This window comes from Stutzerimonas stutzeri, assembly GCF_024448955.1.
Classification (GTDB): domain Bacteria; phylum Pseudomonadota; class Gammaproteobacteria; order Pseudomonadales; family Pseudomonadaceae; genus Stutzerimonas; species Stutzerimonas stutzeri_AQ.
On sequence record NZ_JAMOIH010000005.1, the window covers coordinates 137,528 to 150,668 of the forward strand.

Below are 13,141 nucleotides of genomic sequence, written 5' to 3' on the forward strand. Positions count from 1 at the left end.
GCTAGCCGTTTTTACCTAGCCACGCCAGCAGAGCCAGATTCAACAACAGCGAGAGCAGGGCGATGCCGCGCCAGACCTTCAACGGTTCGCGTTCGAGCAATGGCCGCGACGGCGTGCTGTTTGCCAGGCGCTCACCCTGTTCCAGTACCAATAGCCATTCTTCGGCTGTTTCGAAGCGCTGTGCGGGCTCTGCCGCGACGGCGCGCTTGAGCATGTCATCCAGCCATTGGGGCAGATCGGGTCGATAGCGACTGGCCGGCACAGCGTTGCCGAAACGGGGCCGTTGGAAGGCTTCCACCTCGCCGTAGGGGTAGTGACCGGTGAGCAGGTAGTAGAGCGTGACGCCAGCTGCGTAGAGGTCCTGTTGCCGGCTTGGCGACGCGCCGGCAAAGGCTTCAGGGGCGATATAGCTCGGCGTGCCCGGCAAGTTGTGCGGCTGGTCCTCGGACAGCCCCGGGCAATAGGCCAGGCCGAAATCCAGCAGGCGCAGCTCGCCGGCGTCATCCAGGTGCAGGTTTTCCGGTTTGATGTCGCGGTGCAGGATGTTGCGTCGGTGCAGCATACCCAGCGCGCGGATCAGGCGTGGCGCCATCTGCAACCAGTCGGGCAACGACATCGGGCCTTGTTGAGTGAAGCGCTGTACGAGGGTCTGCCCACTGTATTCGCGCTGCACGTAATACAGGTGCTGGCGCCGGGGCAGGTCATGGAGCTCGGGGTAATGGCGGCCGGCGACCCGGCGCAGAAACCATTCCTCCTGCAGCAACGCTGGTCCGGCTTCGAGTTCGTCCGCCCGGCTCGGTGGCAAGGTCTTGAGCAGCCAGGGCTGAGCCTGTTGATCACGCACCCGGTAGACCAGCGATTGGCGCGACTCGGCCAGCAACGCCTCGATGGTCCAGCCTTCGAATGCCTGACCGGGACGCAGCCTGGGCGGCAATGGCCAGTCCGCGAGCTCCGCAAGTGAATCGGCCAATACCGCTTCCGGCAGCGCTTCGACCCGCAGCAGCAAGGCGCTGGCGTTGTCCTGGCTACTACTTTGATGCGCGAGCTTGACCAGCGTGCCGGCGGCACGGGACAGATCAGACTCGGAGCGGAGAACGTTCCGGATATCGCCCTCGGCGATGCTGGCCCAGACGCCGTCGCTGAGCAGCGCGAAGATTTCGCCGAGGCGAAGCTCGCCGTCGAGGTAGTCCACCACCAGATGCTGGTCCAGGCCCATGGCACGCTTGAGCACGTGTTGCATGTTCGGCTGGTCCCACACATGGTCTTCGCTCAACCGATGCATCTGGCCGTCATACCAGCGATAAGCCCGGCAGTCACCGACGTGGGCGAGGGTAAAGCGACGGCCACGCAGCACCAGCGCGGTTAACGTCGTCAGCAGCGGCTGCCCGCCACCGTTGGCTTGCAGCCAGCGATTGTGGGCAACCAGTACTCGGTCGAGCGACTGCGCGACGGTCCAGGTTTCCGGTGTGGCGTAGTAATCGGTGGCCAGTGCCTGCAGCGTCGCCCGCGCCGCCAGGCCGCCGTCCGCGCACTGGCTGACACCGTCGGCGATAGCGAACAGCGCACCCTTGCTAGCCGCGAGGCCTAGCGTTGGCGTGACGATACGCAGCGCGTCCTGATTTTCTGCACGCGGACCGGTTGCGGTGGCTTCGCCGAAGGAAAGTTGAAGGGGCATAAGTCGATCCGATGCGATCAGGTTTAGCCTGAAGCTAGAAGCTAGAAGCTAGAAGCTAAATGCACCTCTTCCAGCTTCCAGCTTCCAGCTTTTAGCTGCTCCTTCTATACCCTAGCCACTGTCATTGCCGCCGAACCCCAGGTGGTTCTCCAGCGACGCTTCACGCCATAGAGGCCGAACCAGGCCAACGCACCCAGGCTGGCGAACAGCCAGAGGCCCAGCTGGTAGTCGCCTGTGGCCTGCTTGACGGCGCCCAAACCTGCGGTGAGCAAGAAGCCACCGATGCCGCCGGCCATGCCGACTAGCCCGGTCATCACGCCGATTTCCTTGTTGAAACGCTGCGGCACCAACTGGAACACCGCGCCGTTGCCGGCCCCAAGGCTGAGCATGGCAACGACGAACAACGCCAGTGCAGCCGTCGAGCTTGGCAGATTGAACCCGACGATGAATAAGCAGATAGCCGTCACGGTATACATCACCAGCAGCGAGCGGATGCCGCCGATACGGTCGGCCAGCGCGCCGCCCAGCGGCCGCAACAAGCTGCCGGCGAATACGCAGGCGGCGGTGTAGTAGCCGGCCTTGACCGGGTCGAACGCGTACTGGTCGTGAAAGTAGCCGGGCAGGGTGCTGGCCAGTCCGAGGAAGCCGCCGAACGTCACGCTGTAGAAGAACATGAACCACCAGCTATCGCGGTCACCCAACGCCTTCATGTAGTCGGCGAAGGACTTCGGCGCGGGACGGTTCGGCGCATTCTTGGCGACGCTGGCGAAGATGATCAGGGTCAGCACCAGCGGGATCAACGCCAGGCCGAACACGTTGCTCCAGCCGAACATCGTTGCTAGTACCGGCGCGAATAGCGCTGCAAGTACAGTCCCCGAGTTGCCGGCACCGGCGATGCCCATGGCCTTGCCCTGATGCTGCGGTGGATACCACTGCGACGCCAGCGGCAGCGCCACGGCGAAGGAAGCGCCGGCCATACCGAGAAACAGGCCGAGCAGCAATGCCTGTTCATAGCTGTGGACGCCGTGGAGCCAGGCCACGAACAGCGCGGCGATCACCACGATCTGGCCGAACAGTCCGGCCGTCTTCGGTGATGTGCGGTCGGCCAGCATACCCAGCACCAGGCGCAGAATGGCGCCGGAGAGGATCGGCGTAGCCACCATAAAGGCGCGCTGCTGCGTGGTCAGCCCGAGATCGGCAGCGATCTGCACGCCCATCGGGCCGAGTACGTACCAGACCATGAAACTCAAATCGAAGTAGAGAAAGGCAGAGAACAGCGTCGGCGTATGGCCGGCTTTCCAGAAACTCGTATTCATCGAACACCTCACTAGACGCTAGACAAGTGCAACCGACGCGCCGAAATGGGCGGCGGATATGCGATGACCGCCCAACCGATCCGGCTGCGGCAGCGCTCGAAGCAGTTGCGAGTGGCCGGGTCGTTGCCATTCGCGCCCCGGTCCCTGGGGCAAACGAAAAAGCGCCGCGAAACCGCCGTCAGTCTCAACGGGGCAACGCGACGCCTTTGTCATGTCTGTGAGTAACCGCCTTTGGCTACCTGATCTGTACTAAGCATTAGCTGTGCCAAAGAGCCGAAGCCTGACATTTCAAGGCTTCGCGCGCAGCCAGGGCTTCGCTGCCGAGCGAAATGGGCGCACCTCAGGTGCGTCGTGCTTCGAAGTGGAGCGTTTTTCAGCTGATGCGGTTGACCTTGGGGAACTTGGCGTCGAACTCGCTGGGCATCGGTACGACGCGCTTGTTCAGATAGTCGTAGAAAACGAAACCGGACTTGGCCATGGCGATCAAGGTGCCATCGGCGGGGCGGGTGATGCGGAAGGTGATGTCGCCACCATAGCGGTTGAAGTCCATCACGCCGACTTCGAACAGCAGCACATCGCGCGCATGGGCTTCGGCTTTGTAGGTAGTGGCGAGGTCGGTGACGATGATGCCGTTTCCGTCCTTTCTGGTCTCGGCGATGCCGTAGGCGAACAAAAAGCGCGCGCGGGCCTCGGAAATCATCGAGATCATCGAATCGTTGGCCAGATGATTACCAGCGTTGATGTCGGTGATGCGTACGGTCAGTTGCGTGGTGAAACAGAATTGGTCTTCGGGAAACTGCAAAGTGAGGCGGGCCATGAAATGCTCGGCTGGTGATCGAAGGCGCGCATTCTAGCGTAGCCACTATGTCCGCCATAGCTAACGCCGGAGCACAGCGCGAGCGCCGCCGGCTCGCCAGCCACAGCAGCGCTGCAAGTAACATGCGAGAGCTCACGTTCTATTGTGCGGAGCGCCGAGTCTCATACAGATGCTTTCCAGTCACGCTTTGTTTTAGTGCGTAGCGCTTCGAGTCGCTGATGATGCTGTGCGCTTGCAATCCGGTTCAGGTAATGGCCGAGCAATGCCAGCAGGCAGGCAATTATCAAGGTCGCGATCATGGCCATTCAGATATCCTTTTTTTATTCGATCAGCGGCGTTTGGAGCGAATCTCATTGAGGCGTGTGCTGTTCAGCACCCCTCTGTCAGCCGGCGTAGTGCGTGGTTAATGCTACGTAAGGGCAGGCAAGACTCTTGCCAATGAGCAGCATCAATGCCGCTTGACTCTGTGGCCAAGGATAATGGGGTTCTTTTCAGCGAAGCATGGCCGCTCAGCTCGTCTTGCTGAGGCGAAACGCCCAGCGGCGGTGCAACATCGAAGCTGCGTGCACCTTTGCCGGACAGTCGTTACCGATCGAGCAGTTCGTTCATGGCGATGATCTGCTCGGCTACCTGTATCAGCTTCTGCTGGCGGCTCATGGCCTGGCGGCGCATCAATGTATAGGCGTCTTCCTCGTTGCAGCTTTTCATTTTCATCAGCATGCCCTTGGCCAGCTCGATGCGCTTGCGCTCGACCAACTGTTGATCGCGCGCCTGCAGTTGCGCACGAATGGCCTGATCGCTTTCGAAGCGGGCCATCGCCACATCCAGGATCGGTTTGAGGCGTTGAGCCTGGATGCCTTCGACAATATAGGCGCTGACGCCGGCGCGGATCGCCTGGCGCATGGCGTCGGGGTTGTCGTCGTCGGTGAACATCACGATGGGCCGCGGCTGATCGCGGCTGACCATCACCACCTGCTCCATCACGTCTCGGCCAGGTGAGTCGGTGTCGATCAGCACTACGTCGGGGCGAACCGCTTCGACTCGTTCGGGCAGGTCGATGGTCAGGCCGGATTCCTCAATCACCTCGAAGCCGGCTTCCATCAGCGCGGCGCGCAGGCGACCAACCTTGCGGGGCGTATCGTCGATCAGCAGGACGCGAAGCATGGCTTTCTCCCTTAGCTCGGCTCGGGCAGCGCGGCGGTTTCGGTTAGGCCATCCAAGGCGAAACTGCGTGCATAGACGGCCGGATCGCTGCCGTCCCAGCGACTGCCATCCATCAGCACGGCGCTGCGCATGACCGAGTCCGGCACCGAAATGTTCAATGCCGTCGCCGCATCGCTGTAGAGGCTGGTTTGCTGCACCTTCTGCGCAACGGCGAGGTAGTCCGGATCTTCGCGCAACAGGCCCCAGCGGCGCAGTTGGGTCATGAACCAGAGGCCGTCGGAATGGTAGGGCATGTTCACCTCGCCATTGCCGAAGAAGCGTAGCGGGTACTCGTCCTGCCAGGCGCGCCCCAGGCCGTCTTCATACTGGCCGAGAAAACGCGGCTCGATGGCGGCCACCGGTGCATCGACGTAGCCGCTGCCGGCGATCAACTGCGCGGTGCTGCGCCGATTCTCCTGGCTCTCGTCGATAAAGCGACTGGCTTCGAGGATCGCCATGACCAGTGCACGGGCAGTGTTGGGATATTGCTCGACGAAGGCGCGTGTGCAGCCCAGCACCTTTTCCGGATGGTCGGGCCAGATCGATTGGCTGGTGGCCAGGGTGAAGCCCATGTCTTCCCGTATCGCCTGAGCGCCCCAGGGCTCGCCGGCGCAGAAGCCATCGATGCGACCTGCCCGCAGGTGCGCCACCATTTGCGAAGGCGGCACCACCAGCGTGCGCACGTCTTTCAGCGGATGGATGCCGTAGGCCGCCAGCCAGTAATAAAGCCAGAGGGCATGCGTGCCGGTAGGGAAGGTTTGCGCCAGGACAAGCTTTGCACCGCTCTGGCGCACGCAGCGGCTGAGTGCTTCGGGATCGGTCACGCCCGACGTCTTGAGGGCGCTGGACAAGTTGATGCTCTGGCCGTTCTGAGCCAGACCCATGAGCACCGCCATGTCTATCGGCGCGCTGCCGCCGATCCCCAGATGTACGGCATAGATCAAACCGTACAGACCATGGGCGGCGTCCAGCTCGCCCTTGATCAGTTTGTCGCGAATATTCGACCAGGACGTTTGCCGTTGCAGGTTGAGGGTCAGGCCGTAGGGTTGAGCGAAGCCCTGTGTGGCGGCAACGATCAGCGATGCGGCATCGGTCAGGGCCATGAATCCGAGATTGACGACGCGTTTTTCCGGTGCATCGCTGCCCGCAACCCAAGCCAATAGGTCGGGCCGTGGCGGCGTGTTGGGATGAGTCATGCGAACGGGACCTTTGACATGCTGGACGCGATCGCCACGGGAGGTGGCTGATGCGCTGAGAGATCATGTGCCTGACGAAGCAAGCCACATGCCAAAGGGAAAACGATTCCGCCCGCTTCCGGTTCAGACAGCAGGCGGTGCGCTACGCAGGTGGAGTTTCAGCGCGGATACAACGGCGGCAAGGCGCCGTTTTCCGCCTCGGTGGCGGTCGGTTGAGCGGCCGGCAGATTCTGGATGGCCTGCCATAGCGCCTCACCCTGCCAGCGCTGACCGGTCTCGCTGTAGAGCGCGCCGTTCAAGCCATCCAGCGCATCGGACAGCGGGACGAAGCGTGCCGCCATGTCCGCCAGTGTTTCTGGTTGTTGACGCGCCCAGGCGTCGAGCGCGTGGCGGGTCGCCTGGGTGTCGTTGGCCAGACAGGCGCGCTTGAGGTCGTCGAGCAGGCTGCGTGGTGTCGGACCGCTCTGTACCGTGCGGATTACCGCCGGCTGGCTGCGTGCCCGTAGCCACAGGCCGAAGCCGAGCAGGGTGGTCAGGGCCAGCACTGCGCTGCTCAGCTGCCATGGCCATAGCCGTGTTTCGGTCTGCGCCTGCGGCGTGTCTGGATGCTCGATCGGCGCTTGTTGAAATTCGGGGTTTTCAGCCACCTGAAGCACTCGCTCGGGCAGGGTACTGCGCTCCAGGCGGTCTTCGCCGGTGTTCCACCAGACCAGCTCCACGCTTGGCAGCACGTATTCCCCAGCGCCTGTCGCAACGAGCGCCTCACGCTGCTCGCGGCTGCCGGTGACGCCCTTGTCGGTGACCTCGTCGTTCAGGCTTGGCTGGTCGGGATAACGCCGCAGTCCAGCCACCGACGGCGATTCGAGCGGCGGCAGCTGAGTGCTGGACAGGCCTTCGGCCTTCAGCATCAGGCTGCGCGTCAGGGCCTCGCCCAGCTGGGCGTCCTGCGGTTGCGGACTCCAGGCTTCGACCAGGGTCAGGTTGGTCGCCGGAAGCCAGGGCGCATCGGCGGGATATTCGGCCGGCTTGGCTTTGACCTCTAGCGGAATCTCGGGGGATTTGACCTGGGTGGACTTGCCGAAGCGAGAACCGTAAAAGGCACCGTTCGAGGCCACGGTGGTCGCGCTGAATAGCTGCGCGGGAATGCTCAGCGTGCCGCTTTTCTGCGGGAACAGCGCATAGCGGATCTCGATCACGCCGTGACGTATTCCATTGATGTCTTTTTCGTAAGTGCGCGGCTCGCCAAGCCGCTCGACCAGCGCATCGCTCATCTGCAAGGGCGAGAGCGTGCTGTCGTCGTAGAGCGACACGGAATGGTAAATGCGCAGGGTCAGCACCACCTGCGCCTGGACGTAAACGCTGTCTTGGTCGAGGCTGGAGTCGATGAATATTGGCGCCAGCGTGTCGCTGCCTTCGTTCCCGGGCTCGCTGACATGCAGCGTGATGGGTTCGCTGCGCCAGTCGCCCAGCTGCAATGGCGGAATCACCACGTAGCCGGTCTGTAGCGGCTGAAGCGTGATCAACCATCGTGTGGTGGTACGCGCCTCGCCGTTGGCACCGGACAGCTGGTTGACCTGGCGGCTGTCGAACACCTTGAACAGGCCATCGAGCGGCTGCAGGTTCGGTCTGCCGAACGCCGTGATATCCCCGGTTTCGAGCGTCAACTCGACGGTTTCATCCAGGCTCAGCTGGGTGCGATCGACCCGCGCGACCAGCGCAGAGGCGCTCGCCTGGCAGCCGAGCATGAGCAGAAACACCAGTGTCATCAGCCGCGTCATCTAATCGTTTCCTGGCGCTTGCGTTGTTCGTAAAGGAATTTGCGGCGTAGCAACTCGCCGGGGTTGTCGGGAATCTTGCGCAGCCATTGATCCATCGCCTGATCCTGCTCGGGATCGTGTGAGCCCAGCTGGGAGTGGGCAAGTGATTCCTCCGTTTCGCCCTGTTCGATCGGATCTGGCGCCGCGGCGGGTGTGGCGTTTTCGCCGTTATCGCTGGCTTCATCCGCGTCGACCGGCTCGGTGGCTTCGGGTCGACTGGCCGCCGAACCGCTGGTCGAAGGCCTTTGCTCGGCATCGGGCGACGCATCCTGGGCAGGCTGGTCGTCGGGGGCTTGCTCCTGCTGCGCCTGTTGCTGGCGCTGGCGCAGGATTTCTTCGACGGTGGCCTTGTTACGTTGGGCGTGTTCCAGCGCCGGGTCGAGCGCCAATGCCTGATCGTAGGCTTCGATCGCCGCTTCCAGCCCGTCGTTGCGCGCCAGTGCGTTACCCCGGTTGTAATGGTCCGCGGCGGTATCACCCTTACCGAATTGCTCGGCGGCACCGGCAAAATCGCCGGCCTGGTAAAGAGCGTAGCCTCGCCATTGCGGGTTTTCGAAGCGCTCTGCGGCTTCGGCGGGACGTTCGGATTCGAGCAGGCGTATGCCTTGCTGATCCGGGCGCGACCACAGATCTTGCATGCCCGATGCGCTGGACGGTTGCGGCATGAAGACGATCAGCGGCAAACAGAACAACCAGCCGCGACGGCCGGCACAGGCGGCCAGCAACAGCAACGGCAGCAGCAGCCAATGCCCTTGATCCAGCCAGGCGCTGAGGCGAGTGGTGTCGTCTCGGGTCACGATCTCGCCGGTGCGTGCCAGTAATCCCAGCGCATGCAAGTCGCTTTCATCGAGCCGCGCCTGCTGATAGCGCCCGCCGATTTCGCTGGCGAAGCGGCGCAAACCACTGTCGTCGAGCCTTGGAATCAGAATGGCGCCGTTGTCATCTTTCATAAAGCTGCCGTCTTCGCGGGCGATCGGCGCGCCTTGCTCGGTGCCGATGCCCAGTATCAGCAGCTGCACGGAACTGTCCTCCAGCAGCGTGGCGATCGCGGAGCGCTCCCGTTCATCCAGTTGGCTACCGATCAGCAGCAACCGGCCACGTTCATGGCCACCCTGAGCGAGCAAGCCGATGCCATGGGCAACGGCCAGATCCGCCCGGTGCCCCGGCTCCGGCATCAGCTCGGGCTGGAGGGCATCCAAGAGGTTCTGGGTCGTGGCGATATCGTTGGTCAGCGGCACCAGCGTGTGAGCACTGCCGGCGAACGCCACCACTGCGGTCTGTGCATCCGGGCGGGTCTGCAACAGATCGAGGATCTCGTGTTTGGCCTGTTCCAGGCGGGTGGGCCGAACGTCGGCGGCGAGCATGGCGGGCGTGGTATCGAGCAGTACCACCAGCGGATCGGCGCGTGACAGGCTCGGCTGCTCGGCCTGCTGCCAGCTCGGTCCGAGCAGCGCCAGACAGGCAAGCAGCCAGGCCGCGCCGAGCACCAGCCAGGGGCGTCGGCTGTTGCGCAGCCTGCCGCGTGTCAGCAAGGCGGCGTGAAATGCTTCGGGCAACAGGCGCTGCCAGCGGCCGATCTGCCGCTGGCGATGCCAGAGCCGCCACAGCAGCCAGATTGGCAACGGCAGAATCAGTAACCAGAAGGGTCGAAGCAGCTGCGGCAAAAACTCCATCATGGCCGCTCTCCACGCCAGAACAGGCGTTGCAGCGATGAGTGCCAGAGGCTGTTTGCAACCAGCAGCAGGCTGATCAGCAAGGCGGCGGACAATGGCCAGACATAGAGCGCATCGGCGACGCGCGCCTGGGTCGGTTGTTGCGCGGCGGGTTCGAGCTGATCGAGTGCCGCGCCGACGGCGACCAATTCGCTGCTCGAACGCGCCCGGAAGTATTCGCCACCGGTTTGTTCAGCGATTGCCCGTAGCGTCGGCTCGTCCAGTTCGGCGCCGACATTGAAGCCGAAACGCTGGAGCACGCCGCCGCTTTCCGCGTCGGCGCCGATGCCAATGGTATGCACCTTGATGCCTTGCGTCGCAGCCAGGCGAGCGGCCAGTAGCGGCTCGATCTCGCCACCGTTGTTGGCGCCGTCGGTGACCAGTACCAGCACCCGGCTGTCCGCTGGGCGCTCACGCAGCCGTTTGACGGCCAGCCCGATGGCATCGCCAATGGCCGTGTTGCCACCGGCGATGCCGATGGCCGCCTCGTCGAGCCAGGTACGCACGGTTTGCCGATCGAAGGTCAGCGGAGCCTGCAAATAGGCCTGGCTACCGAACAGGATCAGCCCGACACGGTCTCCGCGCCGCTCGATGATGAAGTCACCGAGCAGGCGCTTGACCAGTTCGAGCCGGCTGATCTCCTCGCCCTGCCATTGCATGTCGGGGTAGTCCATCGATCCGGAAACATCCACCGCTAGTAGCAGGTCGCGGCCACTGGTGGGCAGTGGTAACGGCTCGCCGAGCCATTGCGGCCTGGCAGCGGCGAACAGCAGCAGCAACCAGACCAGCAGATACGGAAGTTGCTGGCGCCACGCCGGCAGCGTGACCATGGCGCGGCGACCGGCCAGTGCCTCCAGGTCGTCGAGAAAGCTGACCTTCAAGGCGGCATCGCCGCTGTCGGCGGCCGGCAACAGCCTGCGCAGCACCCAGGGCAGCGGCAGCAGCAGGAAGACCCACGGCCATGCCAGATCAAACATGTTTGCGAATCCAGATCTGCACGGCCTGCTCCAACCCTTGGATGGCCTTGTCATCAAGTCGGCATTCGGCGCGATAGACACCTTCGACCAGCACCATCCAGCGCGTCAGGCCAGCCGCTGGGCAGCGATTGTCGAGAAACGCCAGCCAGGCACGCCCGCTGAGCGTATGCGGATGGGCGTCCGGATAACGGGTTCGACAGAGGCGCTTGAGCAGTGCATTAAGCTGCTGCAGCCACAGGTTGGCCGGCTGGCCGCCGTAGGGTTTGTTCAGCTGTGCGAGTTCGTCGAGGGCGATTTGTCGTTGAGGTTCGAGGGTCGGCTCGACTTCGGTCGTGTCGTCTCGCTTCCAATGCTGCCACGGGCGTAAACGTACGAGCAGAACGAGGCTGAGCAGTAACGCAGCGAGAAACCACCAGCCGGGTGCGGGTGGCCAGGCGCTTATCGGAGCAGGAGCCATAAGGGGTTCGAGCTGATCGAGCGAGCTCATCGGGGCGCCCCAGGATGCTGCACGCTGAGGTGTTCACGCAGCTGCTCGATTAGCTCGCGCTGGGTGTCGAGCGGCATCAACGGCAGTCGCAGGCGATCTGCCAGACGGCGCCACCGAGCGGTGCGGGCCTCGCCCTGGCTGCGGTAGGCCTGACGTATGGCGGCATCGTGGCTGTCCAGCTCCAGCCGTGCGCCAGACTGGGCGAAGCGCAGCAGGCCGGCAGCGGGCAGGGCGTGGTCGAGCGGATCGAACACCGGAATCAGTAACAGGTCGACGTGGCGGGCGAGCAAGGTCAGCTGCTGTTCGGCGGCATCGCTCAGGGTGCGCTCGTCGCAGACGATCACCGCCAGGCTGCCGGGACGCAGCACTTCGCGGGCGCGCCTGAGGGCCATGCCGAAGGCGTCGGCATCGCAATTCTGGTCGGTATTCAAGTTGGCGTTGGCGCGGGCCAGACGATCGAGCAGCTGCAACAGGCTCTGCTTGCTGCGCCGGGGTTTTACCTCGTGCTGCTCGCCACAGCCAAAAACCAGGCCGCCGACGCGGTCGTTGTGACTCAGCGCGGCCCAGCCGACCAGGCTGGCAGCCTGAGCGGCCAGTACCGATTTGAAGGCCAGACCACTGCCGAAGAACAACCGGGGGCTTTGTTCCACAAGGATGTAAATGGGCCGTTCGCGCTCCTCGTGGAACAGCTTGGTATGGGGCTCCTGAGTGCGCGCCGTTACCCGCCAGTCGATGGTGCGCACATCGTCGCCCGCCTGATAGATGCGCACCTGGTCGAAATCCACACCGCGCCCGCGGAGCTTGGAGTGATGCAGACCGACCAGTGGGCTGCGGCGGTGGGGGGTAGAAAACAACGGAACTTCCCTGACGCGGTGACGCATGTCGATCAGCTGGGCCAGGCTCAGGCGAATGCCAGCTTCAGGCGAGGGCGTCGCGTCGCTGCCAGACGATGGCGAGGGTTGCATCAGGCCACCGCGACCACGTCGAGGATGCGTTGCAGCACTCGATCCTGATCGATGCCGGCGGCTTCCGCTTCGAACGAGAGGATTAGCCGGTGGCGCAGCACATCGAACAGCATGGCCTGGATGTCTTCCGGGCTGACGAAATCGCGGCCCGCCAGCCAAGCGTGGGCGCGGGCGCAGCGATCCAGCGAGATCGAACCGCGCGGGCTGGCGCCATAAGCGATCCAGCCGGCCAGCTCGGCATCGAACTTGGCGGGCGTGCGGGTCGCCATGACTAGCTGCACCAAATATTCCTCCACCGCATCGGCCATATACAGGCCGAGAATTTCCTTACGCGCGGCGAAGATGGCTTGCTGCGAGACGCGGTGTTCCGGAGGGGTTTCGCCGTTGATGGCCTCGCCACGGGCCTGCTGAAGGATGCGCCGCTCCACCGAGGCATCGGGAAAGCCCAGCTTCACATGCATCAGGAAGCGGTCGAGCTGCGCTTCCGGCAGTGGGTACGTGCCCTCCTGCTCGATGGGGTTCTGCGTAGCCATTACCAGAAACAGGGGCGACAGGTCGTAGGTGCTGCGGCCGACGCTGACTTGGCGCTCGGCCATGGCTTCGAGCAGCGCCGACTGGACCTTTGCCGGGGCGCGATTGATTTCGTCGGCCAGTACCAGATTGTGAAAGATCGGGCCCTGTTGAAACACGAAGCTACCGGTTTCCGGGCGGTATATTTCCGTGCCAGTGATGTCGGCCGGAAGCAGGTCCGGGGTGAACTGAATGCGATGGAATTCGGCCTCCAGGCCACCGGCCAGCTCCTTGATCGCGCGGGTCTTGGCCAGGCCCGGAGCGCCTTCGACGAGCAAATGCCCGTCGGCCAGCAAAGCGATCAGCAAACGCTCGATTAGCCGTTCCTGGCCGAGGATCTGGGTTGATAGGAACTGTCGCAAGGCGACTATTGCTTCACGGTGGACCATCGCTGAGCTCTTCTGCT

At 63.5% G+C, this 13,141-nt stretch carries 12 protein-coding genes; all 12 read right to left on the bottom strand.

What is annotated here, in order from left to right:
• Position 1: 1 nt before the first annotated feature.
• The 12 genes from NA645_RS07150 to NA645_RS07205 all read right to left on the bottom strand — a co-directional run bounded on the left by NA645_RS07150 (position 2) and on the right by NA645_RS07205 (position 13,124).
• Positions 2 to 1,675 carry a bifunctional protein-serine/threonine kinase/phosphatase gene (locus tag NA645_RS07150; protein ID WP_256048194.1) on the bottom strand — a complete coding sequence of 558 codons (1,674 nt, stop codon included), beginning with the start codon at positions 1,673 to 1,675 and terminating at the stop codon, positions 2 to 4.
• A gap of 104 nt (positions 1,676 to 1,779) precedes the next feature.
• Entirely contained in the window at positions 1,780 to 2,991 is a 1,212-nt protein-coding gene (locus NA645_RS07155) for an MFS transporter (RefSeq protein WP_256048195.1), read from the bottom strand.
• A 373-nt stretch (positions 2,992 to 3,364) separates the two neighbouring features.
• Positions 3,365 to 3,808 carry a thioesterase family protein gene (locus NA645_RS07160; protein WP_256048196.1) on the bottom strand — a complete coding sequence of 148 codons (444 nt, stop codon included), beginning with the start codon at positions 3,806 to 3,808 and terminating at the stop codon, positions 3,365 to 3,367.
• A 161-nt stretch (positions 3,809 to 3,969) separates the two neighbouring features.
• Positions 3,970 to 4,113 (bottom strand): hypothetical protein, encoded by a 144-nt coding sequence (locus NA645_RS07165; RefSeq protein ID WP_256048197.1) that lies wholly within the window; start codon positions 4,111 to 4,113, stop codon positions 3,970 to 3,972.
• A 280-nt stretch (positions 4,114 to 4,393) separates the two neighbouring features.
• Positions 4,394 to 4,972 (bottom strand): ANTAR domain-containing response regulator, encoded by a 579-nt coding sequence (locus NA645_RS07170; protein ID WP_256048198.1) that lies wholly within the window; start codon positions 4,970 to 4,972, stop codon positions 4,394 to 4,396.
• 11 nt (positions 4,973 to 4,983) lie between these two features.
• Positions 4,984 to 6,207 carry a CmpA/NrtA family ABC transporter substrate-binding protein gene (locus NA645_RS07175; protein WP_256048199.1) on the bottom strand — a complete coding sequence of 408 codons (1,224 nt, stop codon included), beginning with the start codon at positions 6,205 to 6,207 and terminating at the stop codon, positions 4,984 to 4,986.
• A 158-nt stretch (positions 6,208 to 6,365) separates the two neighbouring features.
• Positions 6,366 to 7,985: a BatD family protein gene (locus NA645_RS07180; protein ID WP_256048200.1), complete on the bottom strand. Its 1,620-nt coding sequence runs from the start codon at positions 7,983 to 7,985 to the stop codon at positions 6,366 to 6,368.
• Positions 7,982 to 9,700, bottom strand: a complete 1,719-nt coding sequence (locus tag NA645_RS07185; RefSeq protein ID WP_256048201.1) for a vWA domain-containing protein — start codon at positions 9,698 to 9,700, stop codon at positions 7,982 to 7,984. The genes NA645_RS07180 and NA645_RS07185 overlap by 4 nt, the downstream gene beginning before the upstream one ends.
• Entirely contained in the window at positions 9,697 to 10,713 is a 1,017-nt protein-coding gene (locus tag NA645_RS07190) for a vWA domain-containing protein (RefSeq protein WP_256048202.1), read from the bottom strand. The genes NA645_RS07185 and NA645_RS07190 overlap by 4 nt, the downstream gene beginning before the upstream one ends.
• Positions 10,706 to 11,200 carry a DUF4381 domain-containing protein gene (locus NA645_RS07195; protein WP_256048203.1) on the bottom strand — a complete coding sequence of 165 codons (495 nt, stop codon included), beginning with the start codon at positions 11,198 to 11,200 and terminating at the stop codon, positions 10,706 to 10,708. The genes NA645_RS07190 and NA645_RS07195 overlap by 8 nt, the downstream gene beginning before the upstream one ends.
• A complete protein-coding gene (locus tag NA645_RS07200; protein WP_256048204.1) occupies positions 11,197 to 12,165 on the bottom strand; it encodes a DUF58 domain-containing protein in 969 nt (322 codons plus the stop codon). The genes NA645_RS07195 and NA645_RS07200 overlap by 4 nt, the downstream gene beginning before the upstream one ends.
• On the bottom strand, positions 12,165 to 13,124 hold the full coding sequence (locus tag NA645_RS07205) for an AAA family ATPase (RefSeq protein WP_131648486.1): 960 nt from the start codon (positions 13,122 to 13,124) through the stop codon (positions 12,165 to 12,167). The genes NA645_RS07200 and NA645_RS07205 overlap by 1 nt, the downstream gene beginning before the upstream one ends.
• Positions 13,125 to 13,141: the final 17 nt, after the last annotated feature.